The sequence below is a fragment of the Actinacidiphila yanglinensis genome (genome assembly GCF_900107965.1).
GTDB classification, from domain to species: domain Bacteria; phylum Actinomycetota; class Actinomycetes; order Streptomycetales; family Streptomycetaceae; genus Actinacidiphila; species Actinacidiphila yanglinensis.
This window is the reverse complement of the sequence record NZ_FNVU01000001.1, coordinates 887545-907322: the sequence shown is the minus strand read 5'-3', so window position 1 is coordinate 907322 and position 19778 is coordinate 887545. Positions and strand designations below refer to the sequence as shown.

The 19778-nt window shown below is 73.5% G+C and carries 20 protein-coding genes and 1 riboswitch; of the genes, 8 read left to right on the top strand and 12 right to left on the bottom strand.

Going from position 1 to position 19778, the window contains the following annotated elements; genetic code table 11:
- Positions 1–178: 178 nt before the first annotated feature.
- Positions 179–1090 carry a sterol desaturase family protein gene (locus tag C4U44_RS03755; RefSeq protein ID WP_103884087.1) on the bottom strand — a complete coding sequence of 304 codons (912 nt, stop codon included), beginning with the start codon at positions 1088–1090 and terminating at the stop codon, positions 179–181.
- Between the two features lie 120 nt (positions 1091–1210).
- On the opposite strand from C4U44_RS03755, the gene C4U44_RS03750 reads away from it, so the two are divergent.
- The 3 genes from C4U44_RS03750 to C4U44_RS03740 all read left to right on the top strand — a co-directional run bounded on the left by C4U44_RS03750 (position 1211) and on the right by C4U44_RS03740 (position 4683).
- Positions 1211–2380, top strand: a complete 1170-nt coding sequence (locus C4U44_RS03750) for a DEDDh family exonuclease (protein ID WP_103884201.1) — start codon at positions 1211–1213, stop codon at positions 2378–2380.
- A gap of 106 nt (positions 2381–2486) precedes the next feature.
- Positions 2487–2738 (top strand): hypothetical protein, encoded by a 252-nt coding sequence (locus C4U44_RS03745; RefSeq protein WP_103884086.1) that lies wholly within the window; start codon positions 2487–2489, stop codon positions 2736–2738.
- Between the two features lie 154 nt (positions 2739–2892).
- On the top strand, positions 2893–4683 hold the full coding sequence (locus C4U44_RS03740; protein ID WP_103884085.1) for a glycoside hydrolase family 15 protein: 1791 nt from the start codon (positions 2893–2895) through the stop codon (positions 4681–4683).
- 34 nt (positions 4684–4717) lie between these two features.
- Here C4U44_RS03740 and amaP read toward each other — a convergent pair whose 3' ends face one another.
- From amaP to C4U44_RS03715, 5 genes are all read right to left on the bottom strand, one after another.
- Positions 4718–5314, bottom strand: coding sequence for an alkaline shock response membrane anchor protein AmaP (gene amaP, locus C4U44_RS03735; RefSeq protein ID WP_103884084.1), 597 nt, complete (start codon positions 5312–5314; stop codon positions 4718–4720).
- 11 nt (positions 5315–5325) lie between these two features.
- A complete protein-coding gene (locus C4U44_RS03730) occupies positions 5326–5961 on the bottom strand; it encodes a DUF6286 domain-containing protein (RefSeq protein ID WP_407642763.1) in 636 nt (211 codons plus the stop codon).
- 179 nt (positions 5962–6140) lie between these two features.
- Positions 6141–6512, bottom strand: coding sequence for an Asp23/Gls24 family envelope stress response protein (locus C4U44_RS03725; RefSeq protein WP_103884082.1), 372 nt, complete (start codon positions 6510–6512; stop codon positions 6141–6143).
- A complete protein-coding gene (locus tag C4U44_RS03720; RefSeq protein WP_103884081.1) occupies positions 6512–6712 on the bottom strand; it encodes a hypothetical protein in 201 nt (66 codons plus the stop codon). Before C4U44_RS03720 ends, C4U44_RS03725 begins: the two co-directional genes overlap by 1 nt.
- Positions 6713–6785: 73 nt before the next feature.
- Complete coding sequence (locus tag C4U44_RS03715) at positions 6786–7283, bottom strand: Asp23/Gls24 family envelope stress response protein (RefSeq protein WP_103884080.1); 498 nt, start codon at positions 7281–7283, stop codon at positions 6786–6788.
- A 140-nt stretch (positions 7284–7423) separates the two neighbouring features.
- Between C4U44_RS03715 and C4U44_RS03710 the strand changes: the two genes are divergently transcribed.
- The gene (locus C4U44_RS03710) at positions 7424–8191 is read left to right on the top strand and encodes a hypothetical protein (protein WP_235031795.1); all 768 of its coding nucleotides are present in this window, start codon (positions 7424–7426) and stop codon (positions 8189–8191) included.
- A 77-nt stretch (positions 8192–8268) separates the two neighbouring features.
- Here the strand turns inward: C4U44_RS03710 and C4U44_RS03705 are convergent, their stop codons facing one another.
- The 3 genes from C4U44_RS03705 to C4U44_RS03695 all read right to left on the bottom strand — a co-directional run bounded on the left by C4U44_RS03705 (position 8269) and on the right by C4U44_RS03695 (position 11391).
- Complete coding sequence (locus C4U44_RS03705) at positions 8269–9060, bottom strand: enoyl-CoA hydratase/isomerase family protein (protein WP_103884079.1); 792 nt, start codon at positions 9058–9060, stop codon at positions 8269–8271.
- Between the two features lie 102 nt (positions 9061–9162).
- Positions 9163–9384, bottom strand: coding sequence for a helix-turn-helix domain-containing protein (locus C4U44_RS03700; protein WP_177246478.1), 222 nt, complete (start codon positions 9382–9384; stop codon positions 9163–9165).
- 408 nt (positions 9385–9792) lie between these two features.
- Positions 9793–11391 carry an ABC-F family ATP-binding cassette domain-containing protein gene (locus C4U44_RS03695; RefSeq protein ID WP_103884078.1) on the bottom strand — a complete coding sequence of 533 codons (1599 nt, stop codon included), beginning with the start codon at positions 11389–11391 and terminating at the stop codon, positions 9793–9795.
- 334 nt (positions 11392–11725) lie between these two features.
- Between C4U44_RS03695 and C4U44_RS03690 the strand changes: the two genes are divergently transcribed.
- Positions 11726–12130, top strand: a complete 405-nt coding sequence (locus tag C4U44_RS03690; RefSeq protein WP_103884077.1) for a VOC family protein — start codon at positions 11726–11728, stop codon at positions 12128–12130.
- Between the two features lie 55 nt (positions 12131–12185).
- On the opposite strand, the gene C4U44_RS03685 is transcribed toward C4U44_RS03690, so the two are convergent.
- The 3 genes from C4U44_RS03685 to C4U44_RS03675 all read right to left on the bottom strand — a co-directional run bounded on the left by C4U44_RS03685 (position 12186) and on the right by C4U44_RS03675 (position 15856).
- Positions 12186–13574 carry a hypothetical protein gene (locus C4U44_RS03685; RefSeq protein WP_103884076.1) on the bottom strand — a complete coding sequence of 463 codons (1389 nt, stop codon included), beginning with the start codon at positions 13572–13574 and terminating at the stop codon, positions 12186–12188.
- 54 nt (positions 13575–13628) lie between these two features.
- A complete protein-coding gene (locus C4U44_RS03680) occupies positions 13629–14756 on the bottom strand; it encodes an alpha/beta fold hydrolase (RefSeq protein WP_103884075.1) in 1128 nt (375 codons plus the stop codon).
- Between the two features lie 434 nt (positions 14757–15190).
- The gene (locus tag C4U44_RS03675; protein WP_103884074.1) at positions 15191–15856 is read right to left on the bottom strand and encodes a class II aldolase/adducin family protein; all 666 of its coding nucleotides are present in this window, start codon (positions 15854–15856) and stop codon (positions 15191–15193) included.
- A gap of 168 nt (positions 15857–16024) precedes the next feature.
- On the opposite strand from C4U44_RS03675, the gene C4U44_RS03670 reads away from it, so the two are divergent.
- From C4U44_RS03670 to C4U44_RS03660, 3 genes are all read left to right on the top strand, one after another.
- Positions 16025–17413: an NAD(P)/FAD-dependent oxidoreductase gene (locus C4U44_RS03670; protein WP_103884073.1), complete on the top strand. Its 1389-nt coding sequence runs from the start codon at positions 16025–16027 to the stop codon at positions 17411–17413.
- Between the two features lie 191 nt (positions 17414–17604).
- On the top strand, positions 17605–18840 hold the full coding sequence (locus C4U44_RS03665) for an inorganic phosphate transporter (RefSeq protein WP_103884072.1): 1236 nt from the start codon (positions 17605–17607) through the stop codon (positions 18838–18840).
- An 11-nt stretch (positions 18841–18851) separates the two neighbouring features.
- Positions 18852–19061, top strand: coding sequence for a hypothetical protein (locus tag C4U44_RS03660; RefSeq protein WP_103884071.1), 210 nt, complete (start codon positions 18852–18854; stop codon positions 19059–19061).
- A 452-nt stretch (positions 19062–19513) separates the two neighbouring features.
- Positions 19514–19710: riboswitch (cobalamin riboswitch) on the top strand.
- Positions 19711–19778: the final 68 nt, after the last annotated feature.

Below are 19778 nucleotides of genomic sequence, written 5' to 3'. Positions count from 1 at the left end.
GCGGTGATCCGGGGGGCTGCGCCGCTCCGGCTCGGGCGCGCGGGCGCCCGCGCCGGTGCGGCGGCGGTGGCGGGTACCGCCGCAGCGTACGCGACGGGGCAGGGCTGTCAACAATTTGTTGAAGCGATGGCTGAGGGCGCGCGGGGGCAGCGGCCGGCCCCGGCGGGGCGCGTCCGCGCTAGCGGAGTTCGGCCGCCGCGGGGAGGGTGGCGCCCTCCGGGGGCACGGCGGCGTCCGGGTGCGCGGCGGCGCCGGGGGCGGCCTCCGGGCGCCAGCCCGGGCCGAGCACGAGGTGGCGTGCGCGGTCGCGCCAGGTGCGGGCGGCGGCGACGTCGCGGGCGATGGCGGCGTACTCGTGGGTGGCGACCCGCAGCGGGTTGTAGGTGGAGATGTTCTTGGTCAACCCGTAGACGGGACGCTCGGTCTCCGGCGCGAACGAGCCGAACAGGCGGTCCCAGACGATGAGGATGCCGCCGAAGTTGCGGTCCAGGTAGCCGCCTTGGGAGGCGTGGTGCACGCGGTGGTGCGAGGGGGTGTTGAGGACGAACTCCGCCGGGCGTGGCAGCCTGTCGACGCGTTCGGTGTGGATCCAGAACTGGTAGACGAGGTTGACCGACGTGCAGAACGCGAGCACCGCCGGATGCACGCCGAGCACGATGAGCGGCAGGTAGAACGGCCAGGAGGTGAGGCTGGTCCAGGGCTGGCGCAACGCCGTGGAGAGGTTGAAGTTGCGGCTGGAGTGGTGCACGACGTGGCAGGCCCACAGGATGCGGATCACGTGGTGCCCGCGGTGCGACCAGTAGTAGAAGAAGTCCTGCGCGAGCAGCACGAGCAGCAGCGTCCACCAGTGCACCGGCACCCGCAGCGGGGTCAGCGCGTACACGGCGGAGTAGAGCGCCACGATCGGGATCTTCCACAGCGCGTCGGTGAACAGGCTGCCGGTGCCCATGGACAGGCTCGCGGCGGTGTCCTTGCCGGCGTAACCGGCGGAGTCCTCGTCGGGGTGGATCCGGTAACTCACCATCTCCACGACGGTGAGCAGCACGAAGGCCGGCACCGACCACAGCACCACGTTCGGCAGATCTGGCATGAACGCACCATAGAGTCGCCCAACGGCGGTCCGCCAGACGTTGTTACCGACTGGTATGCCGGACTCGCTCGGGGGTGGGGTGGAAAACGCTGTCGGCGACGGCGCTTATCCTCAATGACCATGCTGGACAACCGGACCGACCCGTCTCCCGTCTCCGGCGGGCCGAGGGCGACGCCGTTCCCGACACCGCCCGCGACCGGCGCCGATTCCGAGCCCGGGGCGGCGCCCGTTCCCGAGACCGGGGCCGCGCCCGCGACTTCGGTGCCCGCGCCCGCTCCGGTCGCCGTACCGGCGCCCGCGCCCGCACCGTGGCCCGCGGGCTACCCCGCCGGGTACGCCGTGGTCGACGTCGAGACCACCGGCCTCGGCAGGGACGACCGGATCGTGTCCGCGGCGGTCTACCGGCTGGACGCCCGGGGCGAGGTGCAGGACCACTGGTACACACCGGTCAACCCGCTGCGCGACCCTGGCCCGGTGTGGATCCACGGCCTCACCGGCGCGATGCTCGCCGAGGCGCCGCTGTTCCCCGAGATCGCCGGCGAACTCGCCGAGCGGCTGGCCGGACGGGTGCTCGTCGCCCACAACGCGGTCTTCGACTGGTCCATGCTGGCAAGGGAGTTCGCCCGCGCGCAGACCACCGCCCAGGTCGAGCACCGGTTGTGCACGATCGTGCTGGCCAAGGAGCTGCGGCTGCCGCTGGCCAACCACAAGTTGGAGACGCTCGCCGCCCACTACGGCGTCGTGCAGCGCCGTGCGCACCACGCGCTGGACGACGCGCGGGTGCTGGCCGAGGCGTTCCGGCCGAGCCTGCACCTGGCGGCCGCCGCCGAACTACCGCTGCCGCTGCACGCCTGCCGCCCCCTGACGGAGTGGAAGGACAGCGCCGCCCGCCCCGGCGAGGAAGCCGCCGTGCCCGGCCCCCGCTACGGCCGGGTCAGCGGCTCCGGCTACGGCAACTCCGGCTGGCGGCCCGCCCGCAAGCGACCGGTCTGCCCCTACCCCAACCCGGGGCGGCTGGCGGCGGACGGGCCCTTGGTGCAGGGGATGCGGGTGGCGTTCTCCGGCGACACCGGCATCGACCGCGAACTCCTGGAGGACCGGGCCACCGACGCCGGACTGCACGTCGCCTCCTCCGTCAGCCGCCTCACCAGCCTGCTGGTCACCAACGACCCCGACTCCTTCACCACCAAGGCGGCCAAGGCCCGGCAGGTCGGCACCCCGGTCATCGACGAGGCACGCTTCGCCGAGCTGCTGAAGGCGGTCCGACCCGCTGAGGATGTACACGGCTGACGCCTGAGTGCCGTCCACCGCCGTCCGGGTGAAAGCGGGCAGCAGACCCCGCTCCGCTCCGCGAGCTGTGTTGCCCGGCAGCAGGCGGATCCGCAGCCTGTGCCTCATGGCCCGTTGCGAGGTTTGCGGAAACGACTACGAGATGAGCTTCGAAGTGCACGCCCAGGGGGTGGTGCACGTCTTCGACAGCTTCGAGTGCGCGATCCACCGGATGGCACCGATCTGCGAGCACTGCCGCGTGCAGATCGTCGGCCACGGCGTCGCGGTGGACGGCCGCTTCTACTGCTGCGCGCACTGCGCCAAGGCGGAGGGCGCGGACGGCATCGTGGACCGGGTCGGGACCGCCGAGCCGGCCTGACCCCGCCGCGCGCCCGCGCGGGCCGCACGCCTCGTCGCGCCGCCGCCCGCCGCCCACCCGGCCGCCTGCCCCCCGCCACCGAGCTGTACGGTCGGGGGGCGACTGCACCCGGTGACGGCCGGCGACGGCCAGATGAAGGCGGCGAGGCGAACACGTGGCAGCACCCATCGAGGACTACGCGATCATCGGCGATCTGCAGACCGCCGCGCTCGTCGGCCGGGACGGCTCCATCGACTGGCTGTGCCTGCCCCGCTTCGACTCGGCCGCCTGCTTCGCCGCGCTCCTCGGCGACCGCGACAACGGCCGCTGGCGGATCGCCCCGGTCAACTCCTCGCACTGCGCCACCCGTTCCTACCGCGGCGACACCCTCGTACTGGACACGGTGTGGGAGACGCCGAGCGGCACCGTGAAGGTCACCGACTTCATGCCGCAGCGCGACAAGGCGCCCGACGTGATCCGCGTCGTCGAGGGCATATCCGGCGAGGTGGCCATGCACGCCGAGCTGGTGCTGCGCTTCGACTACGGCAACGTCGTGCCGTGGATGCGCCGCATCGACGGCCACCGGGTGGCCACCGCCGGCCCCGACTCCGTCTGGCTGCGCAGCACCCCCAACGTGCCGATGTACGGCAAGGACATGCGCACCTACGCCGACTTCACCGTCTCCGCCGGCGAGCGGGTCGGCTTCGTCCTGACCTGGAACGTCTCGCACGCCCGGCATCTGCGCAAGGTCGACCCCTTCGCCGCCCTCGACACCTGCCTGAAGGACTGGGAGTCCTGGTCCGCGCAGTGCCGCTACGAGGGCCCGTGGCGCGACGCCGTCCTGCGCTCCCTGATCACCCTCAAGGCACTCACCTACGCGCCCAGCGGCGGCATAGCGGCCGCCGCGACCACCTCGCTGCCCGAGGAGATCGGCGGCGTCCGCAACTGGGACTACCGCTACTGCTGGCTGCGCGACGCCGCCCTCACCCTCAACGCGCTGATCGCCGGCGGCTACCTGGACGAGGCGCACGCCTGGCGGGACTGGTTGCTGCGGGCCGTGGCCGGCGACCCCGCCGACCTCCAGATCATGTACGGCATCGCGGGCGAGCGCCGGCTGCCGGAGTACGAGGTGCCGTGGCTGGCCGGCTACCAGGGCTCCGCACCGGTCCGGATCGGCAACGCCGCCGCCGGCCAGCTCCAACTCGACGTCTACGGCGAGGTGATGGACTCGCTGTACCTCGCCGGCCGGCGCGGCCTGGCCGCCGAGTCGCACGCCTGGAACCTCCAGCGCTCCCTGATGGACTTCCTGGAGTCCAAGTGGCGCGAGCCCGACGAGGGCCTGTGGGAGGTACGCGGCCCGCGCCGGCACTTCGTGCACTCCAAGGTGATGGCCTGGGTCGCCGCCGATCGCGCGGTGCGCACCATGGAGGCCCAGCCCAAGTTGCGCGGGAACACCGACAGCTGGCGCGCGATGCGCGAGCAGGTGCACGCCGAGGTGTGCGCGAAGGGGTACGACGCGGACCGCAACACCTTCACCCAGTCCTACGGCTCGCGCGAGCTGGACGCCGCCACGCTGCTGATCCCCCAGGTCGGCTTCCTGCCGCCGGACGACCCCCGGGTGATCGGCACGGTGGAGGCGGTCCGCGCCGAACTGGACCTGGGCGGCTTCGTCCGCCGCTACAGCCCCGAGGCGTCCGGCGTCGACGGCCTGCCCGGCAGCGAAGGCGCCTTCCTGGCCTGCTCGTTCTGGATGGTGGACGCCCTGCACGCCACCGGGCGGACCAAGCAGGCGACGGAGCTGTTCGAGAAGCTGCTGTCGCTGCGCAACGACGTCGGGCTGCTGGCGGAGGAGTGGGACCCGGCCGCCGGGCGGCAGTTGGGCAACTTCCCGCAGGCGTTCAGCCACATCGGCCTGGTCAACAGCGCGCTGGCGCTCACCGGCCAGGGCAGCGCCACCGCCCCCTGACAGGACAGCGGCGGCCCCGGGCGGGGCCGCCGGGTCAGCTCACCCGGCGGGCCCGGTGCCGGACCGCCCGCAACCTCGCCTCGGCGGGCAGCGTGTCGAGCCCGGCCGAGGTACGGGCGCGTTCCATCACCGAGGTGTCCAGCCCCGTGACGACCTCGTCCGGGCTGGCGTAGGGCTCCAGGCCGAGCACCAGCCGCGCCGAGGGGTTGCCGCGCTTGCCCACCAGCCGGGCCCCGGCCCAGGACACGCCGTCGTACGCCTCCGACTCCGCGGTCAGCACGCTCTCCACGGCCCGGCCGCGCAGCAGAGCGCCCTGGCCGTCGCCGCTGTCGACCCGCAGCTGCCGCACCCGCCGGGTGCGGGCCTGCGCGAACAGCCACCACAGCCCGATCAGCAGCAGTACCGCGAGCACCGCGATCACCACCGGCCACCACCAGCCGTCCGAGCGGTAGCGGGTACGGTCGTGCGCGGTGAGCAGCACGTCCTTCGGGCCGGTGAACGGCCACCAGCTCGGCACCGTGAAGTCCCAGTGCTTCTGCAGATCGAGGCTGCCGACCAGGACCGAGAGGCCGACCACCAGCAGGATCAGGCCGAGCAGGCCGAGCATGAGCCGGTTGAGTGTGGTGCGCATGCGCCCTCTCCTCACGCCTTCTTGTCGGCACGGTGGACGTGCACCCGCAGGGTGGGCGGCTTGGCGAGGCCGAGCTGCCGGACCGCCCCCTCCAGAGCGCCCGTCAGGTCGCGGCGGACGTCGTCGAGTTCGCGGAAGTGCGAGGCGGCGCGCGCCCTGATCTTGCGGCGGCCGACCTTCACCCGCGACCAGCGCACCCCGGGCACCTCCATGGCCCGGTCGCGCAGCACCAGTTCGGCCGCGTGCCGGTCCAGCCCGGCGCGGACGGCGTGGGGGCCGCGGCGGGCCATCGGCAGCAGCTCGCGCTCGCCCGGGGTGGCCGCGAGCACCAGCAGCCACAGGCCGAGGGCGGCGGCCACCGAGGCGCCGAGGATGATCCACGTGTCGTCCAGGTGGCGGGTGGCCAGCTGGTGGGCCAGGCCCTTGCGCCAGGCCATCGCCTGGCGGTCGGTGCGCACCGCGGCGATGTCGTAGAGGAACAGACCGGTCAGGCCGGTGCAGACGGCGGCGGTCAGCGCAGCGGGGATGCGCCGGCCGGACCAGAAGCGCTTGGCGTGCACCGCGGGTTCACCCGGTGCCGGGGGGTACAGGCTCGCGCCCGACGCGGCTTCCGGCGGCAGGGTGTCGAGGGCGGTGGGCAGCTTCACCGTGGGCTCCGACCCGTCGGACCCCTCGCCGAACCCTTCGGACCCGTCGAACCGGCTCGCACCTGCGGCGCTGCCGGCTCCGGAGGCCGACCCGGCGTCAGAACCGGGACCGTGGCTCTCGCCGTCACCGTCGCCCCGCCGGTCGGCGGGGCGGTCGGGGGGGACGGGACCGTGGTCGCTCACTGCACCCTCGCTTCGTCCTTGCTGCGGCTGGCGGACGAGTGCAGCCGCTCCACCTCGACGGCCACCTCGGGTACCGCCATTCCGGTCAGTGCCTCGACCCGGCCGGTCACATGGCGCCGCACGCCGCGGCAGATGGAGCCGATGTCGTTGGGGTAGCCGAGTTCGAGCGCCAGCCGGAGCCGGGCGGTGTCCTTGCGCACCGACACCGTGGCGTGCGGGCGCGCGTCATCGGGCACCAGGTCGGCGCCGGGCGCGCCGGTCAGCGCCTCCCCGGCGGCCTGCGCGGCGATCTTCGCGATCACCCGGTCCGCGATCCGCAGCGCGCCGCGCTCGGCGGGCGGCATCCTGGCGGGCGAGGCTGGTGCCATCAGCGCCGCCGGTCGCGGTCACGATCGCGGTCACGCGTCCGGAAGAACTCCCCCGGTTCGATGTCGCCGTCCAGGAACTTGCCCGCCACGAACCCGACCGCGCCGAGTGCGGCCACCAGCAGGAAGGCCCCGAACCCGCCGAACCATCCGGCGAACCCGAGCGCCATTCCGACGGCCAGGCCGATCACCGCCATACTCATCCCGCGCTCTCCGTCCCCTCAGCCATGACCGCTTCCACCTGCGTCGGCGCCGGGTGCGTCCCGGCCCGCGCGGCTACTGGACCCGCTGCTCGCGATCGTCGTCGTCCTCCTCGTCGGGCAGCTTCACATCCCCCACCGCGACATTGACCTCGACGACCTCGAGACCGGTCATCCGCTCCACCGCCGCGATGACGTTCTCCCGCACGGCGCGGGCGACTTCGACGATCGACACGCCGTACTCGACCACGATGTCCAGGTCGAGTGCGGTCTGCACCTCCCCGACCTCGGCCTTCACCCCGCGGGTCACGGAACGGCCGCCGCCCGGCACCCGGTCGCGCACCGCCCCGAACGTACGGGACAGGCCGGTGCCCATGGCGTGCACGCCCAGCACATCGCGAGCGGCAAGGCCGGCGATCTTCTCCACCACACCGTCGGCGATGGTGGTACGGCCCCGGGTGGCGGGATCGCCGAGCACCTTGCGCCCGCCCGCACCTCCCTTGTCCAGCGTCCTGCCCTCCGACGCGGACGAGCCGATCGGTTCGGGGTTGCCCTGCTGTGTGGTGTCGCTCATCGCGAGTCGTCCCTCCGTATGGGCTGCTCCGTGCTCCACACTATGTGCGCATGCCCCCTCTTGCGTGGGGGATGCGGCGAGTGGGGTGCTGCCGGCCCCCCAAACGAGTGGTCGGCGTGCGGAGGCGAGGCGTGGTGTCCATGGACCGGCTGGCTCGGACAGTACGGGAACAGGTCGCACTGGGGAGGCTGCTGCCCCTCGGCGGCCCCGAGGACACGGCGTGGATCACCGAACGGGCGGCCGTCGCCGCCCTGCGGGCCGTGTGCGCGGCGCTGCCCGGGGTGCGGCTCGGCGAGGTCGATGTCGCCGCGCTCCCGGACGACGCCGGCGTCCCGGAGGTGCCCGCGGCCGCCCCGCTGGGCGCCCTGCCGCACCAACCGCTCAGGATCGAGGCGCGGTTCGAGGCGGCGGTGGACGAGCCGCTGCCGGTCGCGGCCGAGCGGCTGCGGTTCGCGCTGTTCGCCGCCGCGGGCGACGACGGGCTCGGCCTGCCGGTGCACGTCGTCGACCTCGCCGTCACCGGCCTGCTCGACGGTCCGGTCACCCCGTCGGCCGCCGTCGGGGGCGGCTCCGCCCGCAAGGAGCTGGAGGGTACGGAGGGGGACGACGAGGCCGAGGCCGGGCAGGCGATCGTGCAGGGCACCGCGGAGGCGGCGGAGGCCGCGGCGAAGGCCGTGCCGGGAGTGGTCCGCCTGACCCGGCGGCTCGCCGGGCACGGGGGGCTGCGCATCCGCGACACCCGGCCGCCGGTGCCGCCGGCCCGCCACGTCCAGGTGCAGATCGCGACGGCGCGCTCCTTCCGCCCGCTGGCGGTGGCCCGGGAGACCGGGGCCGCGGTGACCACGGCCACCACCCCGGGTGCCCCCGGCCCCGTCACCACGGCCGTCATCGTCACGGACATCGCCTGACGGTTCCTGCCGACGGCCCCTCGGAACCCACCGGCAGCCGGCTCCTCGACCGGCGGAACCGCCCGTCCGCGGAGGGTCTACTCCCCCACGCCGGCAAGATCACGGAGGCGCCGCCCCTGGGCCGCGCGCTCGGCCGCACGCTGCGCCTCCTCCGAGGCGCCGAGCGCGGACCGCAGCAGTGCCTTGGTCTCGATGACGGCGTCCCGCGGTGCGGCCAGCACGGCGGCGACGAGGTCGTCCACCGTCGCGTCGAGCTCCGCCGCGGGCACCACCACATTGGCGAGCCCGCAGCTCGCTGCCTCCTCCGCGCGCACGAACCGGCCGGTCACGCAGATCTCGATCGCGCGGCCGTACCCGACCAGTTCGACCAGCGGCTTGGTGCCGGTGAGGTCGGGCACGAGCCCGAGCGAGGTCTCCCGCATCGCGAACTGCACGTCGTCCGCGCAGACCCGCATGTCGCAGGCGAGGGCGAGCTGGAAGCCGGCACCGATCGCGTGCCCCTGGACGGCGGCGACCGTGATCAGGTCGGTGCGCCGCCACCAGGTGAACGCCTCCTGGAACCCCGCGACGGCCGCGTCGAGTTGCTGCTCGGAACCGCGCGCGAGGTCGAGGAAGGACGGCTCGCCCTCGAAGCCCTCAGGAGTGAACGCACGCCGGTCGAGTCCGGCGGAGAAGGACACGCCTTCGCCGCGCAGCACCGCGACCCGTACGCTCCCCGGCAGCAGCCGCCCCGCCTCGGCCAGGGCCCGCCACAGGGCGGGCGACTGGGCGTTGCGCTTGGCGCCGTTGCAGAGGGTGATGTGCGCGACGGCTCCGTCCAGGGTGAGCCGGACTCCGTCGCGTTCGAGCAGGACGTGGGCATCGGGCATCGGGCGCCTCCGAGCGGACCGCGGACATGATTACCGAAGGGTAACCACTCGGTCGGCTCGCCGGACGCACGGGTGCCTGCCCGCGGGGATCCCCGCGGGCGATCAGGCCGCGGTGGCCTTCTTGCCCCGTGTGGCGCCGCCGCGACCGCGCAGCGTCACGCCCGACTCGCTCAGCATCCGGTGCACGAACCCGTAGGAACGGCCGGTCTCCTCGGCCAGGGCTCGAATGCTCGCACCGGAGTCGTACTTCTTCTTCAGGTCTGCCGCGAGCTTCTCGCGCGCGGCGCCGGTCACCCGGCTGCCCTTCTTCAGAGTCTCGGCCACCCGTGCCTCCTCCAGGGAAGTGCGCTATGGACTCTCATGATCACCCCTACGCACGTTCCTGGCCACCCATTCGACAAGGTCCATCCCCGTCCATTCACCGACCGAATGCCCCGATAGCCCCGTCAGAACCCGAGTCGGACGCTATTTCCCGCCCGCGAATTCCGCATCGCGATCCGGGGCCCGGGAATACCGGCAGGTCAGCCGGGTCAGTAAGGAGTTTCCCGACGTCACGGCACTGATCGCGGCGCGGCGGCGGCGACCGGCCCGGGCGACGGGGCGGTACCAGGCCGACTCATACAGATGAAGGATCAATGATGGGCCGAATGATCGATTCGGCATGATCATCCGGCCCATCGGCGCAGTACGGGGCCGTACTCCGGGCCGCGCGGTACCGCGGCCCGGGCCGGCTCAGGCCAGCGCGACCAGGTCGGCGTACGTCTGGCTCCACAGGTCCTCGACACCGTCGGGCAGCATGATGATCCGCTCGGGTTCGAGTGCGTGGACGGCGCCCTCGTCGTGGGTGACCAGCACGACCGCACCGGTGAAGGTGTGCAGCGCGCCCAGGATCTCCTCGCGGCTGGCCGGGTCGAGGTTGTTGGTCGGCTCGTCGAGCAGCAGGACGTTGGCACTGGAGACCACGAGGGCGGCCAGCGCCAGCCGGGTCTTCTCGCCGCCGGACAGCACCCGGGCCGGCTTGTCGACATCGTCGCCGGAGAAGAGGAAGGACCCGAGGATCTTGCGGATCTCGACGAGGTCGGTGTCGGGCGCGGAGGAACGCATGTTCTCCAGCACGGTGCGGTCCGGGTCGAGGGTCTCGTGCTCCTGCGCGTAGTAGCCGAGCTTGAGGCCGTGGCCAGGAGTGACGCCGCCGGTGTCGGGCTTCTCCACGCCCGCCAGCAGCCGCAGCAGCGTGGTCTTGCCCGCGCCGTTCAGCCCGAGGATGACCACCCGGGAGCCGCGGTCGATGGCCAGGTCGACGTCGGTGAAGATCTCCAGCGAGCCGTAGGACTTCGAGAGCCCCTCGGCCATCAGGGGGGTCTTGCCGCACGGCGCCGGGTCGGGGAAGCGCAGCTTGGCGACCTTGTCGGCCTGCCGGACCTCTTCCAGTCCGGACAGCAGCTTCTCCGCGCGGCGGGCCATGTTCTGCGCGGCGACCGTCTTGGTGGCCTTCGCGCGCATCTTGTCGGCCTGGGAATTCAGCGCGGCGGCCTTCTTCTCGGCATTCGCGCGCTCACGGTGGCGGCGCTTCTCGTCGGCTTCCCGCTGCTGCTGGTAGAGCTTCCAGCTCATGTTGTAGATGTCGATACGGGACCGGTTGGCGTCGAGATAGAACACCTTGTTGACGACGGTCTCGATGAGCTCGACATCGTGGGAGATGACGATGAATCCGCCGCGGTAGGTCCTGAGGTAGTCCCGCAGCCACGCGATGGAGTCCGCGTCGAGGTGGTTGGTGGGCTCGTCGAGCAGCAGGGTGTCCGCGTCGGAGAACAGGATCCGGGCCAGCTCGACCCGGCGCCGCTGGCCGCCGGACAGGGTCTGGAGCGGCTGGCCCAGGACGCGGTCGGGCAGGCCGAGCGCCGCCGCGATGGTGGCGGCCTCCGCCTCGGCGGCGTAACCGCCCTTGGTGAGGAATTCGGTTTCCAGCCGCGAGTACTTCTTCATCGCGTTCTCGCGGGTGGCGCCTTTCCCGTTGGCCATCCGCTCCTCGTTCTCGCGCATTTTGCGCAGCACGGTGTCGAGGCCGCGGGCGGACAGCACCCGGTCGCGGGCGAGGGTTTCGAGGTCGCCGGTGCGCGGATCCTGCGGGAGGTAGCCGACCTCGCCGGAATTGGTGACGCTTCCGGCGGCGGGCTGGCCCTCGCCGGCCAGCACCTTGGTCAGGGTGGTCTTGCCCGCTCCGTTCCGGCCGACCAGGCCGATGCGGTCGCCCTTGGCGACCCGGAAGGAGGCGGACTCGATGAGGATGCGGGCGCCGGCGCGCAGCTCGATGCCGGTGGCAGTGATCACGGAAAAAGCTCCAGGGGAGGGCCGCCGCGACGGCGGCAGCGGGGAGGGCGAAGTACCAGGGCACGGCGGCGCGAAGGCGTCGGAAGCCGGCCTGCGAACGGCGGGGGCGCGGGCGTCGGGACCGGTGGCCCGAGGCGCGGCCGGTCGGCGCGGCTAATCGAGGAGCAGGACTGCCATGGGACCATTCTACGGGTGCCGGCAACCCGTTTTACGGGCCTGCGCCCGCCACGGACCCGCATCCCCTCACCCCCGCACCGATTCGCCCATACTCGACCATGTGCTGACCAAACGGCACGAGATCGGCATCCGACGGCGAGGAGGAGGGAGACCGTCCATGACGGACCGGCTCAGCGTGTATCCCACCCTGCGGTACAAGGACGCGAAAGGAGCCATCGCGCTGCTGAAGGAGGCGTTCGGCTTCACCGAGGTCGCGGTGCACGAGAACGGGGACGGCACCATCGCCCACGCCGAACTCGCCTACGGCAACGGCATGGTGATGCTCGGCAGCGCCAGGGACGACGGCGAGTACGGGCACGCCGCCAAGGACCTGGGCCCCACCTCGGTGTACGTGGTGGTGGACGATCCCGACGCCCATCACGCCCGGGCGGCGGCCGGCGGCGTGAAAATCGTGAAGCCGCTCACCGACGAGGACTACGGTTCGCGCGACTACATCGCGAGGGACGCCGAGGGCAACCTGTGGTGCTTCGGCACCTACGCACCCGAACTCCCCTCCGCCTGAGGCGGGTCCGGCCGGGCGGGGCCCGGCCGGATCGCGGCAGACCGGGCGGCCGGCCTCACGCCTCCCCGGTGTGCACCTGGAACGCGGCCTTGCGCACCGCCTTGGCGAGCGCGGGGTCTGGGTGCGCGGCGGCGAGCGCCACCAGGACCTGCACGGTCCTCGGGTGGCCGACCTCGCGAACTTCCTGGAGCAGCCCGCGCACCGAGCCCTGCACGGCCGTCTCCAGGTGGCTCACCAGCAGGTGGTCGTCACCGTGGTCGGCGACCGCCGCGGCGGTGTCCACCCACAGCCAGGTGGCCTCCTCGCGGGTCAGCAGCGCGGTCGCGGCGTCCGGGTCGCCGCCGTCCAGCTCGGCCAGCCACAGCACCGCGTACGGGCGCAGCGTCGGCTCGTGCACCACCGCGCACACCGCGGGCTCGGCCGGGTCGCCGACCACCCGCAGCGCCTCGAAGGCCAGGCCGCGCAGCAGCGCGTCCTCCCCGCGGGCGGTCTCCAGCAGCTCGGCGACGGCCGGCGCGACCGGGCGGGCGGCCAGCCAGGCGCGGTACTCGGTGCGGGCCGGGCCCGGGGAGAGCCGCGCGCAGGCGCGCAGCATCGTCTCCGCGGACTGCTCCATGTTCCCGGCCGGGCCCTGCGCGGCCACGCAGATCTGCTCCAGCTTCACCCACACCGCCCAGCTGCCCAGCGGGGTGAGCACGGCCTCGTCGGGGCGCTTCGGGTCGCGCGGGCGCAGCGCGCCCACGTCGGTGGCGGCCTCCAGCACCCAGTCGAGCAGCGCGGGCAGCGGGTCGCCGGCGGCGGGCGGTTCGTGCCGCTCGGTGCGCAGTTCGGCGACGCGCTGGCGCAGCAGGTCCAGCAGGGTGTCCAGCGGTACCGGCCCCTGCGACAGGTGCAGGAAGGAGAGCAACTGCGGTGCGGCCTCGATGACTTCGGCGACCAGCGCCGGGTCGGGTGCGAGCGCGGGGCCGGTGCCGCCCGCCTCCGCGCCGGGCGGCAGGAACGGGTGCGCGAGCGACCAGGCGTCGAAGAGCGCCACCCAGCCGCGCAGCACCGCCGTGTCGTCGGTGTCCCAGGCCCGCAGCCGCCAGCCGGGGCGGGCGGTGCCGCGGTGCAGCTCGATCAGGCCGGAGAGCCGGGCCCGGTCCCAGGCGGTACGGATCTGGCCGGGCGTCAGGCCGAGCACCGCGGCGGCCTCGCGCACGGTGGCGTCGGGCAGTATCCCGGTCGGCCCGGCACTGCCGGGGCCGGTGCCCGCCCATCGTGCGAGGCGTACGGCGGCGGCGAGTTCGGCCCTGGCGAGGCGGGCGAGTTCAGGGATCGAGGGAGTGCCCTCGGGGGGGCGCGCCGGTCGCGACCTGCGCGTCGTGGCGGTCCTGCGGGCCGCGGTGAGCGGCCGGCGGGGGACGAGGCGGAGCGGAGTGTCTCGCGGGATACGGGACGTCACCTGATCAGTCTCGCCGCTCAGCGCCCATAATCCCAAACCCGCGTGTGAAGGCGCTCACATGAGCGGGGTGAGGAAGCGCCGCAGCGTCTCCTCGTACTCCTTCGGATCGGCGTTCCACATCGCGGTGTGGCCGGCTCCGGAGACCTGCCGCAGCGAGACCTTGTCCGGGTAGCGGTCGGCGAGCGCGCGGGAGGCGGACCAGGGGGCGAAGTCGTCGTCGGGGCCGTGCACGATCAGGGTCGGGACGTGCGGCCGGACCGGCACCGCGGCCTCGGTGTCGGCGGCGGTGTGCCGTGCGGCGCGCACCCCGGTACGGCCCTCGGCGGCCCGCACCGCGAGCGGGGTGAGCGCGCCGGGCAGGCCCCGCGAGCGCACCGCGGCGTTGACCGTGGAGCGCCAGTCGAGCACCGGGGAGTCGAGGATCAGGCCGGTGACCTTGCCGGCGGCCGGCGAGCGGTGCAGGGCGCGCAGGGCCATCACGGCGCCGCTCGACCAGCCGTACAGCACGAGCCGGGCCGCCCCGTGCTCGACGGCGTAGCGCATCGCCGCGTCCAGGTCGTGCCACTCGGTGGCGCCGAGGTGGCCGATGCCGTCGGGTGACGCGGGGGCGCCGGAGTCGTTGCGGTAGGTGGGCACCAGGACCGGAAGCCGGAAGCCGTGCAGGGCGGGCAGCACGGGCAGGACCTGCTCGCGGGTGGCGCCGACGCCGTGCACCGCCAGCACCCAGGTGGCGCGCGCGCCGGGCAGGTACCACGCGGGCAGCATGCCGAGCTCGCCGGGGACCATCGTCTCGGTGAACTCCAGGCCGTGCGCGGTGCGCGGGTCGCCGGTGTACGCCTGCGGGGTCATGCGGACGAACACGCCCGCGTCCAGCGCGCCCTTGTCGACGCGGAGCAGGACGCGCGTGACGGAGTGACCGTTCTCGGCGACCACCCGGCCCACGGTGGCGTGCACGCCCGCGCCGGTCAGGCCGTAGACGCCGGGGCGCTCCGCGGCGGGGGTGCGGGTCAGGACGACGCGGTCGCCCGTCACGCTGTGCACCGTGATGAGGCCCTCGGGGGCCGGGCCCGCGATCGCCGGTTTCAGGGCGAAGCCCGATCCGTACCGGCCTGCCGCCAGCGCGGCCGTGCCGGCACCCACCACGAGTGTGGCCGCCGCGGCCACCGCGTATCGAAGGCGCATCGCCCCCAGTCTGAGCGTGCTCCCGTTGGGCCGCCACCTGACCTCCCGGGGTGCTCCGTCCTGCCGGTTGAGGGACCACCTGCCGGTGGGTGGCTGAGCGCGCAGTTCCCCGCGCCCCTTCGGGGCAGGTCCTTCGCAGGAGTCGGGCCACCACCGCGGGCCCCCGAGGCTGCCCCCTCCTGCCCGTCACGGGACCTTGCGGTCCGCGGTGGCTTGTCGCGCAGTTCCCCGCGCCCCTGGTTCGTGCGGGTGCCTCCGCGAAAAGAGGGTCACCACCAAGGGCATGGGGAACTGCGCTCCGGGGCAGCCTCGGGGGCTCGCGGGCTCGGGCGACTCCCACGGAGGAGGTGCCCCGAAGGGGCGCGGGGAACTGCGCGGCCAACCCACCGCCGGCAGGTGGTCCCTCGACCGGCGGTCAGGGGCACCCCGGGGGGTCAGGGGCGCCCCGGGGAGCGCTGGCCGTAGCCGGAGAGCTTCGCTGAGGCCGCCGCCAGCTCGGCGGGGGAAAGGACGACGGGGGCCGCCCCCGTGGAGCTGGCGGCCAGCCACACGCGGCACATCCATTCGAGCTGGGCCCCGCGGTCGTACGCCTGCTCAAGGCTCTCGCCGAGACTGATCATCCCGTGGTTCCGCATGAGGCACGCGGTACGCCGGTCGCGGAGGGCGTGCAGGACGGCGTCGGCCAGCTCGGGCGTGCCGTAGAGGGCGTAGTCGGCGACGCGGACCGGTCCGCCGAGGTCGGCCGTCATGTAGTGGATCGGCGGCAGCTCGGAGACGAGCGTGGAGACGGCGGTGGCGTGCGGCGCGTGGGTGTGCACGAGGGCGCGGGCGTCGGTACCCCGGTAGACCGCGAGGTGGAGCGGGAGTTCGCTGGTCGGACGGAGCGAGCCCCGCACCTGGCGGCCGGTGCCGAGGTCGACGGCGACCACGTCGTCGGGGCCGAGCCGGTGGTAGGGCACGCCGGTCGGGGTGACGAGCACCAGATCGTCGCCGACGCGGGCGGACACGTTGCCGGACGTGCCGACGACCAGGCCGTCGGCGACGGTACGGCGGGCCGCGTCGACCACGTCGGACCAGGTCTTCTGCTCTGCGTCGCGCACAGGGTTCTCCTTGTTGCCAGGGGTGCTGCCGAAGTGGTTCGAGGATGCCGCAGGACATTGCCGGGCCGGCCCGGCCGGCAGTAGCGTCCGCACACCACCCACGGCGTGCCCGGGCGGCGGGCCGGGCACACGCGGGCCGGCACGCAATCACGGAATCGCGGGGAAATCATGGGCACGGTCAACGGCGGCATCTCCTTCTGGTACGCGGGCAGCGGCATACCGGCCCCGCGCGAGCCGCTGCCGGGCGACACGGACGCGGACGTGGTGATCGTGGGCGGCGGCTACACCGGCCTGTGGACGGCGTACTACCTGAAGCAGGCGGCGCCCTTCCTGCGGATCACCGTGCTGGAGGCGCGGTTCTGCGGGTACGGCGCGTCGGGCCGCAACGGCGGATGGCTCTACAACGGCATCGCGGGCCGTGACCGCTACGCGGCGCTGCACGGCCACCGGGCGGCGCAGGCGCTCCAGCGGGCGATGAACGACACCGTCGGTGAGGTGGTGCGGGTCGCCGCGCGGGAGGGTGTCGACGCCGACATCCAGCAGGGCGGGGTGCTCGAAGTGGCCCGCTCCCCCGCCCAGTTGGCGCGGCTGAAGGCGTACCACGAGTCGGAGGTGTCGTTCGGGGAGACGGACCGGATCCTGCTCGGGGCGGCGGAGTCGGCACGGCGGGTCCGGGTGGCGGGCACCGTCGGCGGCACCTGGACCCCGCACGGCGCGCGGGTGCACCCGGCGAAGCTGGTGCAGGGGCTGGCAGCGGCGGTGGAACGGCTGGGCGTGACCGTGCACGAGGGCACCGCGGTGACCGCGATCCGCGCCCAGCACGCGGTGACCCCGTACGGCACGGTGCGGGCGCCGTACGTGCTGCGCTGCACCGAGGGGTTCACGGCCGGGCTGAGCGGTCAGCGCCGGACCTGGCTGCCGATGAACTCCTCGATGATCGCGACCGAGCCGCTACCGGAGCAGGTGTGGGCGACGATCGGGTGGGAGGGACGTGAGGTGCTCGGCGACATGGCGCACGCCTACGTGTACGCGCAGCGCACCGCGGACGGCCGGATCGCGCTGGGCGGGCGCGGGGTGCCGTACCGCTTCGGGTCGCGGACCGACGCCGACGGGGGCACGTCGGCCGCGACGGTCGACGCGCTGCGGCGGATGCTGGTCCGGATGTTTCCCGCGGCGGCCGGGGTCGCGGTGGACCACGCCTGGTCGGGCGTGCTCGGGGTGCCGCGGGACTGGTGCGCGAGCGTGCACCTGGACCGGACGAGCGGGACCGGGTGGGCGGGCGGATACGTCGGCAGCGGCGTGGCGACGTCGAACCTGGCCGCGCGCACCCTGCGGGACCTGGTGCTGCTGGACTCCGGGCAGGGGCAGCGCACCGAACTGACCGCGCTGCCGTGGGTGGGGCACCGGGTGCGGCGCTGGGAGCCGGAGCCGGTGCGCTGGGCGGCGGTGCGCGGGATCTACGCGGCCTACCGGGGCGCGGACCGGCGCGAGTCGAACGGGCGCAGCGCGGCGACGGACCCGGTGGCGCGCTGGGCGGACCGGCTCACGGGGCACTGAACAACGCTCGTTTCGCTGCCGCGGGTACGCCCGGACCAACTCCCGCCGATCTCCGCGCGACCCCTTCCCGATCTCCCCGTGTTCACCGATGATTCATGTCGGCACCCTGAGTCCGCTCCCAGTTCACCTTCCGTTCATCAATGATCCGTACGTTCGCCTCGCCCCTGCCCGACCGAACGATTGCTGGGCCCATGGAACACATCACGCTCCTGATCGGACTCGTGATCGCCACCGCTCTCGTCTTCGACTTCACCAACGGCTTCCACGACACCGCCAACGCCATGGCGACCACCATCTCGACCGGCGCGCTCGGGCCCCGGATCGCGGTGGGCATGTCAGCCGTACTCAACCTGGTCGGCGCCTTCCTGTCGGTGGAGGTCGCCAAGACGATCTCCGGCGGGATCGTCGACGAGTCAGCAGGGATCAGACCCGCGATGATCTTCGCCGCGCTGGTCGGCGCCATCGTCTGGAACCTGGTCACCTGGCTGGCCGGGCTCCCCTCCAGTTCCTCGCACGCCCTCTTCGGCGGACTGATCGGCGCCACCCTCGTCTCGGTCGGCGCCCACGGCGTCAACGGCGACGCGGTCGTCACCAAGGTGATCATCCCGGCCGTGGCCGCGCCGATCGTGGCCGGTCTCGCCTCCATGCTCGCCACCCGGCTCACCTACCGGCTCGGCCGCAACGCCGATCCCGCGGCCACCTCACGCGGCTACCGGGCCGGGCAGATCGCCTCGGCCGGCCTGGTCTCGCTGGCGCACGGCACCAACGACGCACAGAAGACCATGGGCGTCATCACCCTCGCCCTCATCGCGGGCGGCGTCATCGCGCCGGGCTCCAACCCCCCGCTGTGGGTCATCTGCTCGGCCGGCACCGCCATCGCGCTCGGGACCTACATCGGCGGCTGGCGGATCATCCGCACCGTCGGGCGCGGCATCACCGACATCCAGCCGCAGCAGGGCTTCGCGGCGCAGACCGGTGCCGCCGCCACCATCCTCGCCTCCTCCCACCTCGGCTTCGCACTGTCCACCACCCAGGTGTGCTCCGGTTCCGTGCTCGGCGCGGGACTGGGCCGCACCGGCGCGGTGGTCCGCTGGGGCACGGCCGGCCGCATGGTCGCCGCGTGGGCGCTCACGCTGCCGGCCGCGGGCCTGGTCGCGGGCGGCGCGGCATACCTCGCCGACCGCGGCACCTGGGGTGTCACCACGGTCGGCGTGATCGGCCTCGCGGTGTGCGTCGCGGTCCGCGCGGCGTCCAGGCGCAAGCCCGTCACGCGCGCGAACGTGAACGACCCGGTGGACGTGGTGACCGTGCAGGTGACTCCGTCGGTCGAGGCGGCCGACGAGGTCGCCCCGGCGATCGCTCCGGTCACGCCACCGCCGGCTGCCGCCGCCCCCTCCGCTCCCACCCGCACTCCCACCACGGCCTGAAGGGCATCGACATGACCATCGACTGGCACGCGCTCGGCACGGTCCTGGCCGTCACTCTCCTGTCCACGGTCGGGCTGGTGGGCGTCTTCACCCTCGGGATCGTCGGGATGTCCCGGCCGGGTGGGGGCGGGGCGGGAGTGCTCGGGCGCACCGCCGCGTACGTCTGTTTCGCCGCGTGTGCGGCGGCTGTCGCGTACGGGATCGACCTCATCGCGGGGTAGCTCCTGCGGAGGGCCGCGCCGTGGTGGGTTCCCCCGGGGGCCCTTGCGGCGCGGCTTTCTGGCGTTTCCGCCCGGGTGCGTCTACGGCGAGGGCTCCTGCCGTTTTCCGTACCGCGGCCCTCCGAGGTTCCGCCCGGGTGCCGGAGGGGGACGGCCACTCGCCGTCACGGTGCCGGGATGCTCCCGCGCTTCCGCCCGTGGCCGGTTGTGGGGGTACCTCCCAGGCGAAGCTCTGCGGGAGCAGTTCCCCGCGCCACCGGGAGTTGGCCCCTTTGCGCGGAGCGGGCCGCGCCCCCGGAGTAGCCGGCCAATTTTGCGTGAAGGGTCCCCGCGCCCCTGAGTGGTTGCCCTCCTTGCGCGGAAGAGGGCCCGTGGCGCTGGGGAGTTGGGCTCTTGTGAGGTGAGGGGGTGATCCTCCTTACAGGGGGGGCGGTGGGGGGGTCGGTTGACTGGATTTCCGGGGGCGTGGTGAACTGCCGGGAGCCATACGGCGGCAGGAGAGGAAGTCCGGTGCGAATCCGGCGCGGTCCCGCCACTGTCACCGGGGAGTGCACTCCCAACCCGTACGTCACGGCTGACTCCGGTCGGCTGGAAGACCGGGAGTGCGTAGATCCGGGAGCCAGGAGACTCTCACCGCCGGTCACGTCGAACCAGGGCGCGGACCCTGAGTGAGGACTTTCGCCATGCCAGGCACGCAGGCCGCCGAGCCCTCGGCCG